The organism is Marinifaba aquimaris (assembly GCF_013328345.1).
Taxonomy (GTDB): domain Bacteria; phylum Pseudomonadota; class Gammaproteobacteria; order Enterobacterales; family Alteromonadaceae; genus Marinifaba; species Marinifaba aquimaris.
Window position 1 is genome coordinate 14,152 of the sequence record NZ_JABULX010000019.1, and the last position, 23,296, is coordinate 37,447.

Sequence of the window (23,296 nt, forward strand, 5' to 3'; positions counted from 1 at the left end):
CTTAGCCTTAAGTCTTACTCAACCCAGCCTAAAACGTCTTTGATAATCGACCATCTTGGTGTTTTTGGCACAGCATTTTCACCTAATATCCAGTAATTGTAGTGCTTATCAAGCTCACCCGATGATTTTTGCAACGCAAGCCATGCATTCATAAAATTGAGCAGTTCATAGTTGTGTTTTGCCACGGCATAAGCCGAAGGGTAAGATTTTAACTCTTTGCTGTTAAATAGGGTTGTATACTCTGGATGCAGCATACTCCATGCTTTACCAGCCTCAAGACTGATCAACAAGCCATCCCACTTATCCGTTTTATCAGTAAAAAATTGATTATCAGAATCAATGACTTCAAATTTCAAATTGGGATAACGTTGTTTGAGCTCTCGCTGAATTTCGTATTCACCTACCGTTGCAATGCGAATAACATCTTGTTTTTGAATAACTTCTCGTGATTCAAACTCGTCTACTCGATGGTCTTTAACGACAAGAGAGTAATGCAAATTGAGTACGGGATTGGTAAATGCATAATGTTGAATGCGCTCAGATGTCATTTGCAAGCCAGAAATAGCAATGTCGACTTTACCTTGATTCATTGCCTTCTCGACATCGATATTCATAAATGGAATGAATTCTAGGCTCACTTCTAACTCTTGAGCCAAGCGGTTGACCAAGTCAATATCAAACCCGACCAACTCTTGTTTGGCGTTAAAGTATGAAAATGGTACTTGTGTTGGGTTGTAGCCAATGCGAAGTACTTTACTTGTTTTAATATCGGCTAAACTTCTTGGCTTGTCCTTTTCCGTTACCTGATCTGTTGGCACAGGTAACCAGTTATATTTAGAGACAATTTCAGGCAATACCTGAGAGCTTTTCATATTGGCGACAACCGAATCCATTTTGTATTCAGTGTTAACAATGCCAGATAAAAAGATCGCACTGACCCCAATGCTAGCACCAAATACAATAGGTGTAAGCACGCTGTAAAAAATCAGCTTAGCTTTAGATATTTTGGCAATACCAGCCAACATTGCGACCCCACCTACTGCGAGAATAAAAATATTCATTGCCGCTAATAACGAGGTAAAACGAGAAGTAAATAAACTCGATACAACATAAAGTTGAAATAAATCAGTTGGTAGCTCTAAGTCATCAAGTAGCATAGGAATGGTTAAATAAACACTGCCAAATAAACTGATCAAACCATTAAAAGCCATGGGAAGATACGTAATTAAATCAACGTCTTGACCACTAAACCATGCTGCAAATAAAACAAAAACAACGGTTAATAACTTGCCTAAATTAGGAAAGCTAAATACCACGGGAATAATGATATTGGCATAGTTATCAGTATCCTTACTGGCAATATCGTACTTCGCATAAAGCTCTTTTGTTCTTTCGATTAAAATAGGCAAAATGATAAAAATATTACCCGCGGCAAAGGCCGTTATCATGGCATCTTTTGCGATCCCAACAATATCTTGGTACTTGAATGGCGTAATAATGGCCACAACTGCTGGTAACACAAAGAAGGTAAGAATAATCGTCATTACGATATGACCGATAAAATACACTTGCAGTCGCTGAAACTCAGCTAACTCCATCGTTCCTGCGGTTGCCGCAGTCATGGCAAAGATACCTAGCGGCATCAATTTAACAATAGCTGCAGTAACCTTGTTAAAAGCACTGCCCAACAAATCAAGTGGTGTTAATAATGACTCTTTATTATCAATGGAAATCAGCGCAATACCGGTGGCAACACAGAAAACGACAATAGCGGGTATGTAAGAATTAGACAGCGAGTAAAAGGGGTTAGCAGGAATATATAAGTCGAGTAAATTTACTTTTTGTGGGTCTTCAAGCACTGTTAAACTGAAAAAGGCACCGGCTTGCCATTCGGGGAAAGTAAATTTAATCGTGTAAATAGCGAGTAAACCTAAGCCCCAAATGATCAGCATTAGCTTACCGACATTAGCCCCTAGCGACTTTGCTTGTTCAAAAGACAAACGCCCAAGGCTTGTTATTAACGAGACGATAATAAAGGGGATTATCGTCATTTGCAGCAACTTGATAAACGCATCGCCAATAACCCCCATCCACGCGACCGTTTCACCGAAAAACAAACCCGCTACGATCCCTAAACCAAAAGCAATCAGTACTATGCTCGACATACTGAGCTTTTTCTTTTCTTTTACACTGTTATTATCCGGTTGATTGTCTTCTGTTTCTGCTGCACTTTTTTGTGCCGCATCTTGGGTTGTTTCAGCCATATTCGATTATCTTTTTATTATTGAAATGTTATGTGCATTACCTAAGTTTAGAGCAAGCTTCGGTAACAAGCCTGATATTCTTCAATTTTATCTTGCCAGTTAAAATGTGCTCTTGCCATTTGCAAACCGGTCTGAGAAAGTTGTTCGTGCAATTGCGAGTCGCAACAAACTTCCGTTAAATATCCCGCCAATTCATCATGATCATCAGGGTGCGCCATAAAACCATTTTCACCGTGTTTAATCACTTCAGGAATGCCATCCACTTGGCTAGAAACACAAGGTACCCCCGAAGCCATTCCCTCTAATGCAACCATGCCAAAGCTCTCAAAATAGCTGGGTTGGAATAGACAATCAGCATTAGCAATGACTTTTTCCATGTGTTGGACTTTGCCAAAAAAGTTAACTTTATCAGCTATACCTAGCTTTTCTGCCAACGCCTTTGTTTCCGCAACTTCAGGGCCATCGCCGACTAACACTAACCTAGCTTTAATTTGCTTGGCCACTTTGGCAAAAGTTTTCACAACACCCGAGGTATTTTTAACTTGTCTAAAATTAGAAGCGTGCAAGATGATTTTTTCATCATCATTGGCCATGGCCCGGCGAGTCTTAATGTTTTCGTTGTTAGGTGTAAATACATCTAAATCAATAAAGTTATGTACTACTTGAATGTCTTTTTTTAAGTCTTTCAAATCAAAGTGTTTAAGTAAGTAGTGTTTTTGGTAATTAGACACTGTAGTCACAAGAGACGAACTAAGAATGCTAAAACGGTTTAACGGGTAAAGTGGTTTATCATGGCCTAAAACCGTAACATCCGTACCGTGGATGGTGGTCACGGTTGGGAACGATTGGCTGGCAATTTGGCTTGCTAAATTAGCGCATAAAGAATGTGGTATGGAGTAATGAGCATGCACTAAATCCAATTTATGTTGCTCCACAACTTCGACAATTTTAGCGGTTAGTGCAAAGGTATAAAGCGAATCATCAAATAACGGATAATGGATTGCCGCAACGGAGTGAAAATGGATATTTTGTTCATAACCATTGAGTTTAAATGGCATGGTGCGGGTAATAAAATGAACTTCATGGCCTAACTTCGCTAGACCTATCCCTAGTTGTGTAGCAACTAAACCTGAGCCACCTATCGAAGGATGGCAAACAATTCCAATTTTCATAGCTATGCTAAATTATTCATATCCCTAAGAATAATCTAGCATAGCTTTGGAATATGACAATTAATCTCGATAACTATCCATAACAGTCGAAAGTGCATCTTCTACAATGTCCTTTCGCCACCCAAGCAGCAATTCAGGCATTGTTTCTTTAACCCACGGATAAAAGTCCCATTTGTACGCAATATACTGATTAATCATACGCTTAGTTGCCAATAGCTCGACACTTACATCATGCTCTATTGCCAACTTTTGAATCACTTTTTTCAATTCAGCGAATAACGCTTTATAACGAGGCGATTCTGCTAATCTCGGTACTCGAGGCAGGCAATCTTTTTGCTCTACCGCTTTACCACGTAAAATACATTCAAGTAATGCTTTACCGTGTTTTTTCACTTCCATTGGGTGTATACCAGGGATGTGCTTCATGCTGTTTAAGCTTGTCGGAGCTCGCTCAGCTAATAACACCAAACTGCGCTCATTGACGACAAAGTTTACTGCCATATCGCGATTAATCGCATTGCCTAAGCGCCACTCAACTAATTCTTTTAAAATCGTCAATTGTCTAGGTGTCATTTGCCAATTGCACTTAATATCACGCCAAGCAAGTGCAGGCACAACATCTGTGTGCTTTTTATCAACAATTAAGTCAACATCTTGGGTAACACGCGCTAAACCTTCATCACCTAATTGCTCAGCTTGTCGCTGATAAATAGGCAACAAATAACGAACATCGTCAGCGGCATAGGCTAGCTGCTGGTCAGATAATGGGCGTTGCAACCAATCGGTGCGGGCTTGCCCTTTATCCATTTCAATATCGTGATAGCGCTTAACTAACACAGCTAAGCCAAGAGAATTACCTTGATTAAGGTGCGCTTCTGCAACTTGAGTATCAAAAAAGTTTTCAACTTTACAGTCCATTGCAGTTTTAAATACTTCGATGTCTTCACTACAAGAGTGAATGACCTTAACCACATCTTGACTAATTAGAACATTAACTAATGATTGCCAATTTTGGATATTAACAGGATCGATTAGATAAATATTTTGCCCACAGTTAATTTGAATCAAACCCAGTTTAGGGAAGTAAGTACGTTGCCTAACAAACTCGGTATCGATAGCAATCGCCGCTTGATAAATTAAATGGTCAGCAAGTTTGTCTAACTCAACTTGGTTTTCGATAAGGATATATGACATGAAAAATTCTTAATTAGGCTGAGTTATGAAGCATAAACCGAGCAATTGTATTTAAGTTAAGTATATCAAGGCTTAAAAAGCGCAGCACCCTAGATACTGAACTTTTTATCAGCCAGCAATATTTAAAGCACTTGAGCAGGTTGTAATCGACTTGCACGAAACGCAGGATATAAAGTTGCTAACGTTGACATAATTATCGCGACAACAACCGTCAATATCACATCCTGAACTTGCAATTGAGTGGGTAAAAAATCGATAAAATACACATCACCTGATAAAAACTGCATACCAAGCGCAGATTCTAACGCGCCAATCAAATCGGATAAGTACAGAGTCGCTAACACACCAAGACTGGTTCCCCAGAACACACCAATCAAGCCATTATACAAGCCCTGTAAGGTGAAGCTTTTAATTATACTTGCTTGTGTTGCACCCATAGTCCGCAAAATAGCGATATCCCCTGCTCTTTCATTAACAGCCATAACTAGAGTCGATACAATATTGAAACAAGCTACAGCAATGACTAACGTCAGAATCAAATACATGACCGTTCGAACAAGCTGAATATCATTATAAAGATGCCCATATTCACGGGTCCAATCGCTGATATAAACATAATAAGGTAAATCATAACCCACTTGCCTAGCGACATAAGGCGCATCAAATACTTGATTAACCTTAAGCCTAAGCCCTTGTACGCCTTGTTGCCATCCACCGATTTCTTTGGCTTTGTTAAGCGGTATATAGGCTTGGAGATAATCTAATTGTCCGCCTAATTTGAAAATACCCGCCACCGAAAGGCGAATAACTTTAGGTGCTGCTAACTTTCCTGTAGCTGAAATTTTAGGAACCAATAACTCAATACTATCGCCTACTTTGACATTTAAAGACTCGGCTAAGCCGGCTCCCAATAACATGCCACCGTGGTCAACAAATTGATTGAGTTCATTTACGGCGAGATAATTAGCTAAATCAGAGACTTCTTTTTCAAATTGCCAATCTATACCTGAAACCGCGACGGGTTTGATTTTTTCGCCTTGCTGCAACATGCCATTAAATTTAACAAATGGTGCAATTGCCTCTACAGACGGATGTGTTTTTACTTGTTTAGCGACGGCCTGCCAATTTTGTAAACCTTCGTTTTCAACCGCCGTATATTCAACATGGGGGACAACAGACAATAACCGGTTTTTAAGTTCGTGCTCAAAACCATTCATGGCCGATAAAACTAAAATAAGTACACCACAGCCCAGCGCGATACCAATAATAGACGATGCGGAAATAAATCGAATGAATCGGTTTTTACTCGATGAGCGAGCGTAACGCCAGCCCACTAAGCCTGCTAAACCTAAAAAAGAATACAGTAAACGCCCCATCCCTTACTCTCTTTCTAAATGACCATTAACGAGCTTAAGCTGCCTGTCCATATGACTGGCTAATTCAAGATCATGGGTAACAAATACAAAACTCGTATCCAGTTCTTTTTTAAGTTCATCAATCAAACTAAAAATGGCTTTGGCATTTTTCTGATCCAAATTACCAGTTGGCTCATCTGCAAGTACTAAACGAGGTTGATTAATGAGTGCCCGGGCGATAGCAACTCGTTGACGTTCACCACCAGAAAGTTGTGCGGGTAAATGAGTTAACCTATGCGTCATGCCAACTCTGTCTAGCATTGATTGAGCTTGGTTATGGGCTTGTTTGATGTCTTTGCCAGCAATTAAAAGCGGCATTGCGACATTTTCCAGCGCATTAAATTCAGCCAGTAAATGATGGAATTGATAAACAAATCCTAGGTTTTGATTACGAAATTCAGCTTGTTTTTTCTCATTTAGCTGGTGCACATCTAAACCATCAAAAAGCACCTGACCAGATGAAGGAGAGTCTAACGCCCCCATAATATGTAACAACGAGCTTTTACCTGAGCCAGAGCTACCTACTATCGCTAAGTGTTCAGCAGCTCCTACTTGTAGTGAAAGCTCCGATAACACTTGTAGTTCAGAATCACCTTCGTTAAAGGTTTTGCTGATATTTTTACATATTAAGATTGGTTTAGTCATGGCGATTATTCTGATTTATTCATAACGTAAAATATGGGCAGGCTTAGTATTAGCTGCACGATACGCTGGATATAAAGTTGCGAGTAAACTCATACCGATGGCTGATACCGCCACCCAAGCAACTTGTTGATACTGCACGATAATAGGTAAGCCACCGAGTGAATAACCCGGTGTAGAGAATATGCCTATACCTAGAATACGAAGGAAATCATTTAACCCATAAGCCAATAACAAGCCTAACGCTGTACCTAAAATTGCACCGAGTACCCCTTTATACAAACCTTGTAGTAAAAAGATGACTTGTACTTTAGCGGCATTTAAACCTAACGTTTTAAGGGTTGCTATCTCGCCTTGCTTTTCAGTGACAACCATAACTAATGCTGAAACGATGTTAAATGCAGCTACCGCAATGATTAGACACAACATCAGCCACATCATGTTCTTTTCCATTTTTACTGCAGCAAATAACTTCCCTTGACTGGTGCGCCAATCTTCAATCTTAACATCTGGGAATTGTTGGCTCAGCGCTGCACTGACCTGTTTAGAATCAAACGCATCGTTTAAGTAAACTCTTAGTTCACTAACATCATCAACAGGTTGTTTTAGCAAACGCGCTAGATCATTTATATGGGTAATAACAACATGGCCATCGACTTCAGAGCCAGAATCATAAATTCCGGTCACAGTGAAGTTTCTTTGAACAGGTAAACGGCCCATAGGGGTATAAACCACTCTATCTGTGATCAGTAGACGTATTTTGTCACCTAACTTTACCCCCATTTTCAGTGCCAGCTGGCGACCAACTATCACTTGATACTGTCGAGCGGTCAGATCATCAAAACGGCCTTGAATCATAGACTGAGCAATCAAAGCTAAATCGGCAGACTTATCAGGGTAGATACCTTGAATAGCAACGCCTGATAAATCTTTACTCGATTGCAACATCCCCGGAGTCTGTAAAAATGGAGTCACGCCTTTAACTTGCGGGTTAGCGTCAAGCGCTTTGGTTATCAATTGTTGATTATTAGCGTTGTGCTCGGCAATCAAAATATGCGGCACTACACCTAAAATACGCTTTTTTAATTCTCCTTCAAAGCCATTCATCACAGAAATAACGGTGATCAAAGCAGCCACACCAAGGGTTATTCCTGCAACAGAGAAAAAAGTAATGAAGGCGATGAAAGATTGCGCTTGTTTTGACCGACTATAGCGCGAGGCAATAAAAAAACTTAGCGGATAAAACATAAATGAGGCATAGTCTATTATTGAAATTAAAGTGAGCTTAATCGTTAAGATTAAGTAAGTTCATGGATAATAACAGAAAACTAAGTAAAAGCTTGTATTGATATGACAGACGACGAAAAATTCCAAACGTATACAGATTATTTCAGCCAAAAATTCGCGGTAAAAATTAACCTCGAATTATGTGATGCCAATACGCTCGCAAATTCAGAGTCTGCTTTTCTTGCTGAAATGCCTTTTGCTTTTAAATTAGCCAGTGATGTTACCGATATTGACCCACAATCATTAAATGCAATTAGACACTTGGGACCGGGGGCGGATCAACTTGCTAATTATTTACAAAAACAAACGCAAAAAATTGATTTGATCATGTCGTATATACTCTCGCAAGAGGATGAAATTGATAACCGACAACTGACTCAAGACTTCAGTGCGGGTGGATTTACTTTAGTACATCAGCATCAATATACACTGCACCAAGCGGCTAAAGTAAAGATATTCTTAACAACCGAAGCCAGTGCCGTATATTGCTATGCGGAGCTGATCAAACAAGAGCAGCTTGACGATGAAGCGTATTTATCAACTTGGGTGTATACCCAAATTCGAGAAGACGATCGAGACATTTTGGTGACGGCTGCTTTACACGAACAAAGCAGGCAATTGCGAGCACTGAAAAAGGCTAAGCAGGCTGAAGCTAGCTAAGCCTATCGTTTATTATTAAGCTAAAAAGCCAATACTACTCTTGGCCTTCTAATTCTGCTTTTCTGGCTTTGTATTGTTTATTACCAAGCTTAAATTCAAACATTGCAACGCCATAGGTATAAAGCAATATAATGAGGTACATGGCCGCCGCAGCACTTTGCGCGTAGTCATCTGATAAAAAGTCTTTGATGCCTAAATTGCAGCTCACCAACGCCACACCTAAAGCAATGACAGAGTTAATGAAGTGAAAAGCAGGATAACGCTTACCAAAAAAGTTGATTAGCCAAAATACACAAACAAGGATAAGTGAATAGCCAAATATTTGCTCGCCATTTTCAGAAAAAGCACTACCGGCAGCAAAACAAATAATAGAAGTTAATGCCCCCACTACAACGATAAAAGTTGAGCTGGAGTCACTGGCGCCATCCGTAAATGAAAACTTGGTTTTATATGGGTATTTATTCAAAACTGCTATCTCCCTAGCACCATTTAACTGAGCATACCACTTTGCTTATTTGATGTATATCAAGATCACTCGAAATAAATAGCACATAATCGCAGATGCAAAAAAGGCGCTGTTTAAGCGCCTTTTATAGTGGTTTTACTTTTTTCGAGGCTTAAAAATAACCGCGAACACCTAGTACAAAACCACGACCAGGTAATAACGTCTTATCTTTTAAGAAAGACGAATGTACTCGACCTTCCTCATCAAAGATATTGTTTGCTTTTGCGTAAACTGTTGTATCTACACCAGATAAGTCAAAATGATAACTAGCGGTTAAATCAACCATAGTAAAGCTGTCAGTTGACGTTTCTTCTTCAGCAGTATCATCTTGCTCAAAGTGGTGCATGATGCTCAATTGTGCATCCCAATTGTGGACTTCATAGTCCAAAATTGTGCCTAAACGAGCATTAGGGATACGCGGTAAATTACCACCCTCATCTAACTTAGCACGGATGTAATCACCCTGAATTGTCGCTTTTAGCTCAGAAGTAGCCTGCCACACAAATTGTGATTCAATACCATAGAACTCGCTATCAGCTTGTTCAAACACATAGATAGGCAAAGCTTCACCTTCGTGTTCATGCTCTTCTTCAGCGTGCATATCGTGCTCGTCATGGCCTTCGTGCTCATCGTGATGTTCATCATGGTGATCTTCTTCTTCAATATGACCATCATGGAAAACGAGCCCTGAATCAGCTTGGTAGTAGTAATCGTCAACTTGGTTATAGAAAGCATTGATTACAAAGCCAAAATCACCTTCAAATTTGCGAAGCGTGATATCAATATTATTTGATGTTTCTTCAGTTACACCGTGGTCTGCTTGTTCAATGTGGTACTCACCATCTTCTTCGTGGATTTCATATAAAGCACCCACTTCAAATGTACTTGTGCCTATATGTAAACCATTTGAGAAAAGTTCACTTGCAGATGGCGCACGCTCAGCGTGAGTAAGTGAAACCCCTAAGTTATAGCCGTGTGTGAATTCCCAGACGATTCCTGCTGATAAACTTACTGGCGTGAAATCTTGAGTACCAAAATGTACCATTTCATCATCGTGGTGATCATGCTCGTGTTCATGAGCGTGCTCATCTTCGTGACCGTGCTCATCTTCATGGCCATGCTCATCTTCGTGACCATGCTCATCTTCGTGACCATGCTCATCTTCGTGACCATGCTCATCTTCATGACCATGCTCATCTTCATGACCGTGCTCATCTTCATGACCGTGCTCATCTTCGTGATGAGCATCAAAATGGAAGCTACCCGCATCAAGTTCTACACTTTCAACACGTGCACCAAATTGAACAAGTACATCACCAAAGTGTTTTTCTTCAACTAAAGCTATAGCAAAGCTTTCTGTTTCTGATGGCGGAGTAAAAGCTTCTGCGCCCATGGCATCAAAGTCTACTTTCTTGTAGTCAAACGTTAATGCACCGCGCCAGCCACCAAGTGACTGAGTTAATAAATCGACTTTTACTTGAGTAGTATCATTGCTAAATACAGTGCCTGTTTCACCGTGCTCAATTTCTTTGTGCTCGTATTCTGTGTAACCGATTTTACCGTTAAGACCCGCAATCCACTCTGAGTCGAACTCAAGCTCTGTAATAAACTGATAGCGGTCTTGTTTTAGATCCGCATAAACATCTTCTTCCTCGTGATGCTCTTCATCGTGGTGGTCTTCGTGATCATGATCGTGTTCATCTTCATGAGCGTGCTCATGTTCGTCTTCGTGCTCGTCTTCGTGGCCATGATCATGACCTGCGTGACTATGACCCGGAATACCATATTCTCTATCAGTTACCCCGTAAGAAAAGCCAAAGTAGCCATTATCTAGTAAGTAACTAATACCTAAGCTACCACCAATAGCTTCACTATCAGAGTTGGCAATTGTGCCATCAAAATCAGCGTGCTCTTCGTGCTCTTCTTCTGATTCGTCTTCGTGATGTTCTGGGTTAGCAGGTACTTCGACATCATCACTGTCGTGCCAGTAACCATCGATATTAAAAGCAATATTGTCAAAGCCAGAAGTGAAGTTAAATGAAGCAGTACTTTGCTCTGAAACATCAGCGTAGCTTAAGTTAAACTCACCTTCTGTTTCATTGCTTTTTGGCACGCGATTATCAACAACATTAATCACACCACCAATAGCACCACTACCGTAGAATAACGTAGCAGGGCCGCGAAGGATTTCAATTTGTGTAGCCGTTGACGATTCAGTCGAAACAAGGTGATCAGGGCCGACACGAGAAGCATCTGCTACATCTAGACTGTTTTGCGTGATCAATACACGTGGTCCATCCATACCACGAACAACAGGGCTGGCAACTGTTGGGCCAAAGTAACTCGATTGCACACCTAATTCATTTTTAAGCGTTTCACCTAATGTTGTTGCTTGTTTGTTGCGAAGTTCATCGCCACCGATTACATCGACAGGAATAGCAGACTCAAGCATAGATGCGTGAAGTGGAGTGCCCTCAACGTCAATCACTTCAAATACACTTGAGTGTAATTCGATAACCGCAACTTGCTGGTGTGCATTGTCTAAACGTACATTTTTGTGTGAGTAACCCGGTGCTTCTACGTGTAATTCAAAGTTACCTTTGTGTTGATGCTCAATGATAAATTGCCCATCTTCACCAGATTTTACACTACCTTTGTGGCCAACGAGTTCAACTTCAGCACCTGCAATAGCATTGCCTTTTGCATCAACGACGCGACCTTTGATTTGGTCTGCCATTGCTTGAAAACTGGCAACAGCAGATAACGCAAGTGCCACTTTTGACAAACGGAAAGTATTCATTTTGTTTAAATCCCAAAAAATTTTGTAGCCGGACGGCCTAATGCTTGTATTTTGAATTTTTTATGTTGCAACATAACATTACCTAATATGATGACAAATGCCACTTTATAAGGCAATACTAATCAAGATTTATTATCATTTAGGATTAACCAGCTTTGGCAAGTTTAGCTAACTAAAATGGCCATTTTGCATGAAAGTTGTTGCTGTAGTTGTAGCGCTTCTTGGCTAATTTCAAAGCGTTTACTACCTTCTGTTCGCTCAGGAAGCTGGTGCTCAATTGAGCAAAGTGCTGCACTGACTTTCTGACGGATAAGAAATAAATTAATGTCATCTAAGGTAAAAGCATTGATAGTTACCTTCACCTCGAAGCCCTGCTCTTGCTCAAGCGGCTTATGAGTCGCATCCATGACTTCACTACGAAAAGTCAAAGCTTGTAATTTATCTAAACCTCGAATGACAAAAAAAGAAATGAGCTGCTGGTTAGACATAGAATCACCTAAAGAGTACTGCTTCACGCTTAAACCAAAACATGGTAAAAGCGAGCATTAACATAGCCATAGCCACCTGACTTAGCCAAACAAAACCGACTAAAACCAGATCGAATTGACCTTTTAAGATCTCTTTGACAGATAAAGCCACATTAGTGATCGGAACCCAAGCCCATTGCCAATCAAGGTTAATACCAGGCAACATAGCAATCACTAAAGGGGCAATCACCAAGATAGTCAGAGGGCCCATATAATTTTGTGCTTCTTTAAAGCTTCTCGCATAAATGGAAATAGCTAATACTAAGGCTGAAAAGAACAGCACCACAGGAATAAGCATCACTAATGCAAGCATCATATCTATTACGCCCAAGGTTTTTACAATTTCCACAACGGCTTCAACCGCAAGTGCTTGAGCAAAAATAAAGCCCCAGAGTAATAAACTAAGAACAGTCATAAAAGCACAAGTAAATGACGTGGTTACTATGGTCAAAAATTTACCTAACACAATTGCTACACTATGTGTGGGCGTAATAATAAGCGACTCTAATGTGCCGTGCTCTTTCTCACCTGCACCTAAATCGATTGCAGGATAAATAGCGCCCATTAAGCAAAGCGGTAAGATAATATAAGCAATAATGCCACCGAGTTGAGTGCCCAAAGATTCTTTCTTTTTGGCTATATCTTTCTTTTCCAAAACAATAGGCTGAATAACCCCTTGATACTGTGATTCATTTAGTCCAAGTGCATTGAACTTATCGCTAGTGATCTGTTGGTTAAATTTCTCAACTAGCCGATAGACTCTAGACCAAACAGAGCTGGTCAATTCAGCATTATTAAAGTGGAGCTGCCAATGACTTTGGGTGTGTTGCTCAAGCTCAGATTGATGCGTGTCTGATACCGCTAAAACAAAATCGACCTTACCTGCTCTTAACCATTGCTCCCAAGTCGCGTTTTGCTCTTGAGCACTAGGCTCAAAAAGGCTAAAACTGTCATCTGCTTTCATCAGCTTGGCAAAATCAGCAGCTTGTTCTTCGTTGGCAATATAATAATTTAATACACGTGTTTGTTCTTGCTGTACCTGTTTACCCGCTAAAACGGCAACGGTACCAAATAAGGCAGGAAAAATAAGCAGTGGCAGCACCACCATAAAAACGAGTGTTTTTTTATCGCGCAATAGCTCAAGTAGTTCTTTTAAAAATATGGTTTTAATCATCGAGTAAACGCGTCCTTTTGAGCGAGATGAATGTAGATAAAGCCGCGATAATTTAGCTTATTTGATAAGAAGAATCAGTAAAAAAACAAAAGATGGACGAAGATAAAAAAATGGCTGCATCAATTTGCAGCCATTTTTTAATTATTTATCTTTTTGAAAAACACTGACGTTTTTATAGCCTTCTTCATGCAGGAGCAGTGCTTGTAATTTACTCATCACGCCCCTTTTACAGTAGAGTAGAAACTCGGTATTTTCGGGGTACTTTTTCGCAAAGTCAGTGAACTGACCTGCTAACTTGTAAAAAGGAATATGTTCAACATCCACACCATCGATTTCTAATGGGTCTGCATCTTCTTCATCTGGTGAGCGAACATCGATAACAACAGAATTAGCTTGAATCTCATTAACAGTGCCTACTTCACTGACTTCAGCATCTGCTTGTTCTTTTAAATCACGAATATCGACCAGATTGGCATCATCAACCACTTGTTCAATTAAGTCTAAGTTGAAGTTTTGCTCTGCAGCTTCCACTTTATCAAGTGGAGCAGCCACATTTGGACGCTGAGATATCACACCGCAAAACTCTGGCATTGTTTTGGCGAAATCTTCTGTCCCGATATCGCGGGCAATATTGATAATATCTTGCTTATCCATATGAATAAGCGGGCGAATAATCAGGTTATTAGTCACTCTATCAATCACATTCAAATTGGTCACAGTTTGACTTGAAACCTGGCCTAAACTCTCACCTGTAACTAAAGCCTTGATATTGAGCCTATCAGCAACCAATTCACCAGCTCGCATCATCATACGCTTAAGTACAACGCCCATTAGGCCTGAATCAATGTTTTCAAGAATTTCAGCAACTACAGGTTGGAAATCAACCGAAATGAATTTAACACGGTGTGAAGCACCGAATTTATTCCACAGATAATAAGAAACCTGTTTAACACCAATTTCGTGTTGCGAGCCACCTAGGTTGAAAAACAAATAGTGAGTACGAGAGCCTTTGCGAATAAGGGAGTAAGTCGCAACACCTGAATCAAAGCCTCCAGAAACAAGCGATAAGGTGTCTTCTTGAGTCGCAATTGGGAATCCACCCAAGCCTTTGATGTTGCGATCGATAACATAGAGTTGATCGTCTTCAACTTCAAATTTAACCACCATATCTGGATTTTTTAATTTCACAGAAGCGGATTCAATATTTTGGTTTAAACCACCACCAACGTAACGCTCGATATCAATCGAGTTAAAATCGTGTTTACCGCGGCGTTTTGCCCTCACACAGAAACTTTTGCCGATTAACTTATCTTTGTACGCATCAAATACGCGTTCATAAATATCATCAAAGTTTTCAAATTGGCTTTGGCTCACCACATTAAACTGATCGATACCCGGTGTGCATTGTAAAACTTCAATGCACTTTTCTAATGTATCTTCGTTAACCCTAACCTCGATAAAATCCCAATTGCGTTTTACCCATGCTTTTTCATCAACCCGACGTAGTACATTTTTAATGTTACTTTCTAAAATTTTAGTAAAGCGGGTGCGTACAGAACGGCTTTTAGTCGCAATTTCAGCATGCAGTTTAACGATAATTTTTATCATGCGGATTCAGGCTCAGGTTACTTAATAAAATAAAGGCGGCGGATTATACCTTGTTTGCCGTTAATTGAAAAAATAAACCCAGCATTGAAGATAAAAAAACCGCTAAACTTTAATTCTATTTAAGTTTAGCGGTTTCTGATGTTTCTGCGCTTTATGCGTTTTTTTCTTATTCAGATACTTCTATTGGATCCGACTCTTTAGCTTTACCTTGCATAATCGAGATCTCTACCCGACGATTACGCCTGCGATTTTGCAACGTATTGTTCGGCACTAAAGGGCGAGTATCTGCATGCCCAACGACCACTAAGCGGTTTTTATCAAAAGCATCTACTCTGACCATTTCATGTGCCACAGCAACGGCGCGTTTACTTGATAAATCCCAATTAGATGCGTAGAGCTCTGAGCTAACATTCTGGTTATCAGTGTGACCAGATACCGTGATTTCACCCGGTACTTCATTGAGTAAAATCGCAATTTTTTGCACGATTGGCTTAAATTGAGACTGTAAAAACGCAGAGCCAGATGGGAAAGCCCCATTTTCTCGAATGCGAATAATGATTTGCTGGCCTAATGATTCAAGTTCAATCGCGCCATCAACAATTTGCTCTTCCAGTTGTTGAGCAATCTTTTTAATTAGCTCGTTAACTTGTTCTTGCTCTGCACTGGCAGCCGCATCAACAGCTGTTTTAGATGCGGTTTCATTCGAAGAGCCACCGCGTTCTGTACCGCGTTGCTTTTGTCGACCACCGGCAGAGTCTTCTTCACCTGCGGTAAATTCAAGCATTTGCTGGGTCATTTCAACCGTTTGCTGTTGAATCGTTTCAATCGGTGTCGGATCGGGACGGCCCGGTCTAAATTCTTGAGCAATAACCGATGTTCCTTTTGGAATATCTTTTACCTCAAGTTTGTTTTGTACACCAAAGGCGAATTTCATCGAACCGGCAATCTGTTTAAATTTCAGTACATCCATTTCAGAGAAAGCTAACAGGAGTACGAAGAAACACATCAATAATGACATTAAGTCGGCAAATGTCCCCATCCACGCGGGTAACCCGGGGGGAGGACATTTACACGGAGGACAATCATCAGACATCCCTACTCCTCCGTATTAACGGTTCGTTTCGATTCAGCTATATAATTTTTCAGCACCCCTTCAATCACTCTTGGGTTTTGTCCGTCTTGAATACCTAAAATGGCATCTAAGATGAGCTCTTGGTTCATCTTCTCTTCATTCATACGCACTTCTAACTTACCAGCAAGTGGCAAGGCAATAACGTTCGCTAAAAAAGCCCCATAAAGTGTTGTCAATAATGCAACGGCCATCGCAGGGCCAATCGCTTTAGGATCATCCATGTTTGATAACATGGCAACTAAACCGATTAACGTACCGATCATCCCCATCGCAGGGGCAACGTCACCAAGTGATTTTAGTAATGCCACACCACTTTCGTGGCGCTCAGTGGTTAGGAGAATATCTTTTTGAAGTGTAGCCTTCACTACATCGCCATCATGGCCATCAACCAGCATATCAACGCCTTTTTGCATAAAGGCGTTATCGATTTCAGCTTCTTCTAATGCGAGAAATCCACCTTTACGTGCAGCATCTGCCATCTCAACCGCTTTTTGAATCAGCTCTTCGGGCGATTCAATTTTGAACATAAAGGCTTTACCCGCAACTTTACCAATTCCGAAAAAGTTACCCATGGGGAAATTTGATAATACAACGAATAAGGAACCACAAAATACGATCAAAACAGACTGGGTATCGATGAACATGCCAATATCACCGGCTAAGAACATCGCACCAACCACGAAACCTATGGCGCCAAGCATACCTATCAGGGTTGCTAAATCCACACTACACTCCCATAGCAAAAAGCAGAAAATTATTTTAATTATGTCAAAGCTTTAGATTGACTCAACTAATACCAATAAAAATTTTGACACTTTATCTAAAAGATACAAGCTTAATAAAACAAAGCAAATATCTCGCCAGCTTGTCCTCTTATCGACCAGTAAATTTATGCCTTTAGTCTTTTGTTGTATTGACCGAAGAAACGCCCTGCTGTACTGTTGCGCGTTTTAATGAGTTGATAGCTCAAAACCAGCTAAAATTAACTCAGCTAAGATAAAAACCTTTCTGATTTCACGGAGCCCTGCAATGGCGCAAAAAAAGCCAGAAAACATGTCGCTTGAAGAATCACTTGTTGAACTTGAGACGCTAGTCGGCCAACTTGAACAAGGTGAATTGCCATTAGAAGACGCTCTGAAACAGTTCGAGCGCGGCGTAGGTTTAATTAAAGCCAGTCAAACTAAGCTTTCACAAGCGGAACAAAAAGTCAGTATTTTAACTCAAGCCGATGAACAAGCTGAGTTAGAACCTTATTCACGAAATGAAGTATAAACGTGTTAAAAACTAAACTCGCTGAATTTCAACAGCGAACGGAATCTGAGCTAGCAAATAGCCTAGCCAATATAGAAGCCCCACAAGCTGATCGCTTATTCAAAGCGATGGAATACAGCTTAATGAATGGCGGAAAGCGCGTTAGACCTTTCCTTATCTATGCAACAGGTGAAATGCTCGGCATTGACCTGAACCAATTAGACCCGATTGCATGTGCTATCGAAATGATACACAGCTATTCGCTCGTTCATGACGATTTACCAGCCATGGATGATGACAATTTAAGGCGTGGTAAACCAACATGTCACATCGAATTTGACGATGCTGAAGCAATTTTAGCCGGTGATGCCCTACAATCGCTTGCTTTTGAACAAATTGCAGATGCCAAAGTATCAAGCGATATTAAAGTTGCTTGGCTGAAAAACCTGTCATCTGCTGCGGGTTTAAAAGGCATGTGTGGCGGGCAAAGTTTAGATTTAGCGGCCGAACACCAGCACGTTGATTTAAACTCACTAGAGACTATTCACAAGCTAAAGACAGGTGCCTTACTACAATCAAGTATTGCACTAGCCTATTTAGCCAAGCCAGATATAGCAGTTGAACATGCTAAAGCACTTGATGACTTTGCCTATAATATCGGACTGGCATTTCAAGTTCAGGACGACATTTTAGACATTACCTCAACTACAGAGGAGCTAGGCAAGCCGCAAGGTTCCGATCAAAAATTAGAAAAAAGCACTTACCCTGCTTTATTGGGTTTACAAGGCGCACAGGAAAAAGCGCATAGTTTATACCAATCAGGGCTAGAGGCATTAGACAGCTTGCCTTACAATACAGAGTTATTAGCTGAGTTTGCAGCTTATATCATCAATAGAAAATATTAATCGCCACGGCCGTCAAAATAATAAAACATGAGCACTGATATCAATCTTTACCCTAGATTAAGACTAATCGAAACGCCTGACGATTTGCGCAGTTTACCCAGTAGTGAACTTAAAGCGGTCAGCGAGGAATTACGCCAGTTTTTATTGGCATCAGTGAGTCGAAGTAGTGGCCACTTTGCATCTGGTTTAGGTGCAATTGAGCTTACTGTCGCTTTACACTTTGTCTACAACACCCCTTTCGATCGTCTAATTTGGGATGTGGGCCACCAAGCCTACCCACACAAAATTTTGACGGGGCGGCGCGATAAAATCGAAAGTATTCGTCAACTTGACGGTTTACATCCGTTCCCTTGGCGCGAAGAAAGTGAGTACGATACCTTCAGTGTGGGTCACTCATCTACATCAATTAGTGCCGCTTTAGGTATGGCAATTGCCGCGCAAAAAGAACAAGAAAACCGTAAAGTGGTTGCCGTCATTGGCGATGGTGCCATGACTGCTGGTATGGCTTTTGAAGCGATGAACCATGCAGGCGATTGCAAAGCAGACATGTTAGTCGTGTTGAACGACAATGATATGTCGATATCTGAGAACGTCGGTGCGTTAAACAGCCACTTAGCACGTATTTTATCTGGTGATGTTTATACCAGCTTACGCGAAGGCAGTAAAAAATTACTCAGTGGTCTGCCACCAATCAAAGAATTAGCCAGCAAAGCTGAAGAGCACCTCAAAGGCATGATAGTGCCAGGTACCATTTTTGAAGAACTGGGCTTTAACTACATCGGCCCTATTGATGGTCATGATGTTAACGCGCTTGTTGATACATTGAAAAACATGCGAGGGCTGAAAGGTCCGCAACTGCTTCATGTGATCACTAAAAAAGGTAAAGGTTACGAGCCTGCTGAAGCCGATCCTATTGGTTACCACGCTGTACCTAAATTCAATCCAGAGCAAACAGAATTACCAAAGAAAAAGGCATCGGGTCCAACTTACTCAAAAGTGTTCGGTAATTGGCTTTGTGACATGGCCGCTATAGACCCTAAATTACAAGCTGTAACACCAGCGATGCGTGAGGGTTCGGGCATGGTTGAGTTTTCAAAGCGCTTTCCTGAACAATACTATGATGTAGCGATTGCTGAACAACACGCTGTTACCCTCGCCGCAGGCATGGCCGCGGATGGATTAAAACCTGTTGTCGCCATTTATTCTTCATTTTTACAACGCGCATACGATCAATTAATTCATGATGTTGCGCTACAGAATTTACCCGTGCTATTTGCTATCGATCGCGCTGGTATCGTTGGTAACGACGGTGCAACACACCAAGGCGTATTTGATTTGAGCTATATGCGCTGTATTCCAAACTTAGTCATTATGGCGCCAAGTGATGAAAATGAATGTCGTCAAATGCTTTACACGGGTCATCAACTCGACAAACCTGCAGCCGTTCGTTATCCAAGAGGTACCGGTACAGGTGCTGAAATAAAGCAAGAAATGACCATGCTGGAAGTGGGTAAAGCCAGAAAAGTATACGAGTCAGCTCAAAAAGAAATTGCGATTCTTAACTTTGGTACTTTCTTAAATGCAGCTGAGCAAGCGGCAGAAAACTTATCAGCAACTGTGGTTGATATGCGCTTTATCAAACCACTTGATCAAGCAATGATCAAAGAGCTTGCTTCAGAATACGAACTACTAGTGACGCTCGAAGATAACGCCATTACAGGTGGTGCAGGTAGTGCGGTAAATGAGTACTTAGCAGCAGAAGGTTTACAAAAGCAGGTGTTGAATTTAGGTTTACCAGATGAATTTATTCGTCATGGTGACCAAAACCAAATTTATCAAATCTATCAATTAGACGCTGAAGGTATCGAAAAACAAATTACTGATTTTCAGCACCGTCAAAGCAACTAACACAGAATATCAAATAAAAGCGCAAGTAATCAGTTACTTGCGCAATTCCTTTAAATATAATCGACCGCAGACACCCCACCTTGTCATAAAAGCTTCAGATTTAGGTCATTTAACTGATACATAACTTGCCTAATTTTGCATCAACAAGCTCATAATAGGTTTATGGTTTATGATCAACATTGATGCAGTCTTAGATGAAAAGTTACCTAAGTTTTCAAACAAGCATCCTATTGCGCGAACTAAACTCGCCAGTTTCTTAAAATACCTTTTTCACGAAAGCGAATTTCACGCCTTTGAAGAAAAATACCCGCACTTAGAAGGTTTTGATTTTGTTGAGCAAGTATTAAATTACTTCGACTTTGGTTATCGAGTATTTGATCGCGAGATGGAACGCATCCCTTCTGAAGGTCGTGTGGTGATTGTTGCCAACCACCCTATCGGTTCGCTCGACGGTTTAGCTTTATTAAAGCTCGTAAGGGAAGTACGCCCGGATGTTAGAGTTATCGCAAATGATTTACTTTATGCCATTGAGCCTCTTCGCTCTTTGCTTATCCCCGTTGACAATATGTCGAATAAAACGCGTAAAAACAGCATTAAAAATATCCGTGATTGGCTAAAAAATGAAGGCGCTGTGATTATCTTCCCCGCAGGTGAAGTATCGAGGTTTGGCCCTTCAGGTTTAAAAGATGGGCGCTGGAATTCAGGCTTTATCCGCTTTGCACAAAGTACCAACTCGCCTATTCTGCCACTTTTTGTCAATGGCCGTAACTCGTTATTTTTCTACGCTTTGTCACTTTTAGCTAAGCCTATCTCAACCCTTTGGTTAGTGCGTGAGATGTTTAAGCAATCGAATCGACACATAGATGTGCGTGTTGGGCATTTAGTCCAACCTGAGCAATACAAAGATCTAGAACTCAACTTAGAAGCTAAAGCTAAGCTGTTTAAAAAATATGTCTACAAACTTGCTAAAGGTAAAGTGCTAGCGGGATTTGAACCCGAATACGAGGCCGTAGCGCACCCTGAATCTAGTCAACAGCTGAAAAAAGAAATCAGCCAATGTGAACTTCTCGGCGAAACATCAGACGGTAAGAAAATATATCTCTATCAATACCAAACCAATTCAGTGGTCATGCGTGAAATTGGTCGCTTACGCGAAATGACCTTTCGCACCGTCAAAGAAGGCAGTGGAAAAAGACGTGATGTTGATAGCTACGATAATTACTACGACCATATCATCTTATGGGATGAGCAAGATCTAGAAATTGTCGGCGCTTATCGCATGGTCAGAACGCGCCATGCTTTTGCACAGGAAGCTGAAAAACCGCTGTACACCCAAACCTTATTTGATTTCCAACCCGCGTTTAACGATAAACTCATCAATAGCCTTGAGTTAGGCCGAAGCTTTGTTCAACCTAAATATTGGGGCAAACGCAGTTTGGATTATCTGTGGTTTGGAATTGGCGCCTATTTGCGAAAATACCCTGATCTTGAATATATGTTTGGTCCAGTCAGTATTAGTGCCACATATTCAGATAAGGGTAAGAATTTGCTAACGCACTTTTATAGCCAGTTTTTTGGTACTGAACAAACCTATGTTATTGCACCAAATGAATACAAGATCACGGATAAAAAGCAGGCTAAGCTTGATGAACTCTATCAAGAAGCACAAGACTATAAGTCGCGCTTCACTATCTTAAAAAGTGAAATGGCGAAAAAAGAAGAATCGGTCCCCACCTTGTTAAAACAATACACAGAAGTGGTTGAAGAAGGTGGTATTGAATTTGCCGCATTTAACGTCGACCATGAATTTTCTGATTGTATTGATGGATTTATCGTCGTCGATATCAGTAAATTAAAAGCCAGTAAGAAAAAGCGTTATATCGGCTAAATTGAATCAAAAAGAGTATTCAAAGGTGATATTAACCACTTTTGAATACTTATCTTTTAATCGATGCAATCGAAATTAATCGACCTGCTTTTGAGCAAAACTCACTTCATCACCAATACGAATAGTTGTAATATCTGCTCTTAACAACACGGCATTTTGTCCAAAGTAAGCCCCTTTAGGTTTATTCATAGGATTCAACTCACTAAGTGTTGTTAACGGCTCTTTTTTATCGACAATCTCAGCTGTTTGCTGATCAATCGTAGTTATTGGGCAACGCTGACAAGGCTTGCACAACGCCAGTTGATAAAGGCCATTAACCTCTTTTAAATGATTACAATCATATTCTTGCCAAGCATATTCAGCTCCTGAGAGCACAATATTGGGTCTAAACCTCGCCATATCGACAGTGGGTTTGGCTTTGTCTTTTAACGCTTTATTGAGCGCAGATAATGTCTCCTCAGTTGCGACTAAATAAGGAAACCCATCAGAAAAGTCAGTATCAGCAGATAAGGTGACGTCAAATTCAGGATCAACGGCTCGCTTATCTTGAACGTCTTTTCTCACTAACCTAAGCGGTGCTCCTTGATACATCCCAAGCGCTTGAGTTAGCCACTCGGATACCTCATCTCCCTCATCAAATCCCATGACACTGTCTCGCCAAACTTGGGCGGTCACTTTCAATTTATCTTGGTTACTGCTATTTAAATCAATTGTTAAGGACGAAAGCCCCACTTTAGATAACGTTAAATGTTCATCCGATATATTGACAGAAATAAGTGCCATTTCAGCCAGCTGTCTTTGAGTGACAAATTTAAAGTTAGCGTCAGTAATCATCCAGTGGCGATCCCACTTTAATCCTTCAATATTGAGCTGAGCTTGCTCAAGACGGATACCTTTTAGTGATTTAATGGGGTAGACAAACAAGTCACTGACAACGGGCATAGGTTATTCCTTAACATTGTGG

Annotated in this window: 19 protein-coding genes; 5 read left to right on the forward strand and 14 right to left on the reverse strand. The window is 40.7% G+C overall.

What is annotated here, in order from left to right:
* Positions 1 to 14 precede the first annotated feature (14 nt).
* From HR060_RS12355 to HR060_RS12380, 6 genes are all read right to left on the reverse strand, one after another.
* Positions 15 to 2,264, reverse strand: coding sequence for a cation:dicarboxylate symporter family transporter (locus HR060_RS12355; RefSeq protein ID WP_174200606.1), 2,250 nt, complete (start codon positions 2,262 to 2,264; stop codon positions 15 to 17).
* A gap of 47 nt (positions 2,265 to 2,311) precedes the next feature.
* Complete coding sequence (gene bshA / locus HR060_RS12360) at positions 2,312 to 3,436, reverse strand: N-acetyl-alpha-D-glucosaminyl L-malate synthase BshA (RefSeq protein WP_174200607.1); 1,125 nt, start codon at positions 3,434 to 3,436, stop codon at positions 2,312 to 2,314.
* Positions 3,437 to 3,496: 60 nt separating this feature from the next.
* Complete coding sequence (gene rnd / locus HR060_RS12365) at positions 3,497 to 4,630, reverse strand: ribonuclease D (RefSeq protein WP_174200608.1); 1,134 nt, start codon at positions 4,628 to 4,630, stop codon at positions 3,497 to 3,499.
* Between the two features lie 122 nt (positions 4,631 to 4,752).
* Positions 4,753 to 6,006, reverse strand: coding sequence for a lipoprotein-releasing ABC transporter permease subunit LolE (lolE, locus tag HR060_RS12370; RefSeq protein WP_174200609.1), 1,254 nt, complete (start codon positions 6,004 to 6,006; stop codon positions 4,753 to 4,755).
* A gap of 3 nt (positions 6,007 to 6,009) precedes the next feature.
* The gene (gene lolD, locus HR060_RS12375) at positions 6,010 to 6,690 is read right to left on the reverse strand and encodes a lipoprotein-releasing ABC transporter ATP-binding protein LolD (protein ID WP_174200610.1); all 681 of its coding nucleotides are present in this window, start codon (positions 6,688 to 6,690) and stop codon (positions 6,010 to 6,012) included.
* Positions 6,691 to 6,705: 15 nt separating this feature from the next.
* A complete protein-coding gene (locus tag HR060_RS12380) occupies positions 6,706 to 7,935 on the reverse strand; it encodes a lipoprotein-releasing ABC transporter permease subunit (protein WP_174200611.1) in 1,230 nt (409 codons plus the stop codon).
* Between the two features lie 102 nt (positions 7,936 to 8,037).
* Here HR060_RS12380 and HR060_RS12385 point away from each other — a divergent pair, with 102 nt between their 5' ends.
* On the forward strand, positions 8,038 to 8,634 hold the full coding sequence (locus tag HR060_RS12385; protein ID WP_174200612.1) for a PilZ domain-containing protein: 597 nt from the start codon (positions 8,038 to 8,040) through the stop codon (positions 8,632 to 8,634).
* Between the two features lie 34 nt (positions 8,635 to 8,668).
* Here the strand turns inward: HR060_RS12385 and HR060_RS12390 are convergent, their stop codons facing one another.
* The 7 genes from HR060_RS12390 to pomA form a co-directional block, all read right to left on the reverse strand.
* On the reverse strand, positions 8,669 to 9,100 hold the full coding sequence (locus HR060_RS12390) for a hypothetical protein (protein ID WP_174200613.1): 432 nt from the start codon (positions 9,098 to 9,100) through the stop codon (positions 8,669 to 8,671).
* Positions 9,101 to 9,251: 151 nt separating this feature from the next.
* Entirely contained in the window at positions 9,252 to 11,939 is a 2,688-nt protein-coding gene (locus HR060_RS12395) for a TonB-dependent receptor (RefSeq protein ID WP_174200614.1), read from the reverse strand.
* 164 nt (positions 11,940 to 12,103) lie between these two features.
* Entirely contained in the window at positions 12,104 to 12,454 is a 351-nt protein-coding gene (locus HR060_RS12400; RefSeq protein WP_174200615.1) for a hypothetical protein, read from the reverse strand.
* A complete protein-coding gene (locus tag HR060_RS12405) occupies positions 12,432 to 13,640 on the reverse strand; it encodes an ABC transporter permease (protein ID WP_174200616.1) in 1,209 nt (402 codons plus the stop codon). The genes HR060_RS12400 and HR060_RS12405 overlap by 23 nt, the downstream gene beginning before the upstream one ends.
* A 141-nt stretch (positions 13,641 to 13,781) precedes the next feature.
* Positions 13,782 to 15,245, reverse strand: coding sequence for a tRNA uracil 4-sulfurtransferase ThiI (gene thiI, locus HR060_RS12410; protein ID WP_174200660.1), 1,464 nt, complete (start codon positions 15,243 to 15,245; stop codon positions 13,782 to 13,784).
* 169 nt (positions 15,246 to 15,414) lie between these two features.
* A complete protein-coding gene (locus HR060_RS12415) occupies positions 15,415 to 16,341 on the reverse strand; it encodes a flagellar motor protein MotB (protein WP_174200617.1) in 927 nt (308 codons plus the stop codon).
* Between the two features lie 2 nt (positions 16,342 to 16,343).
* Complete coding sequence (pomA, locus tag HR060_RS12420) at positions 16,344 to 17,105, reverse strand: flagellar motor protein PomA (RefSeq protein WP_174200618.1); 762 nt, start codon at positions 17,103 to 17,105, stop codon at positions 16,344 to 16,346.
* A gap of 304 nt (positions 17,106 to 17,409) precedes the next feature.
* Here pomA and xseB point away from each other — a divergent pair, with 304 nt between their 5' ends.
* The 4 genes from xseB (at position 17,410) to olsF (ending at position 22,332) form a co-directional block, all read left to right on the forward strand.
* Entirely contained in the window at positions 17,410 to 17,652 is a 243-nt protein-coding gene (gene xseB / locus HR060_RS12425) for an exodeoxyribonuclease VII small subunit (protein WP_174200619.1), read from the forward strand.
* A 2-nt stretch (positions 17,653 to 17,654) separates the two neighbouring features.
* Positions 17,655 to 18,536, forward strand: coding sequence for a (2E,6E)-farnesyl diphosphate synthase (gene ispA, locus HR060_RS12430; RefSeq protein ID WP_174200620.1), 882 nt, complete (start codon positions 17,655 to 17,657; stop codon positions 18,534 to 18,536).
* Positions 18,537 to 18,563: 27 nt separating this feature from the next.
* A complete protein-coding gene (dxs, locus tag HR060_RS12435; RefSeq protein WP_174200621.1) occupies positions 18,564 to 20,444 on the forward strand; it encodes a 1-deoxy-D-xylulose-5-phosphate synthase in 1,881 nt (626 codons plus the stop codon).
* 169 nt (positions 20,445 to 20,613) lie between these two features.
* Positions 20,614 to 22,332, forward strand: a complete 1,719-nt coding sequence (gene olsF, locus HR060_RS12440; RefSeq protein ID WP_174200622.1) for a bifunctional ornithine lipid synthase OlsF — start codon at positions 20,614 to 20,616, stop codon at positions 22,330 to 22,332.
* 75 nt (positions 22,333 to 22,407) lie between these two features.
* Here olsF and HR060_RS12445 read toward each other — a convergent pair whose 3' ends face one another.
* Complete coding sequence (locus HR060_RS12445; protein WP_174200623.1) at positions 22,408 to 23,274, reverse strand: MOSC domain-containing protein; 867 nt, start codon at positions 23,272 to 23,274, stop codon at positions 22,408 to 22,410.
* Positions 23,275 to 23,296 lie beyond the last annotated feature (22 nt).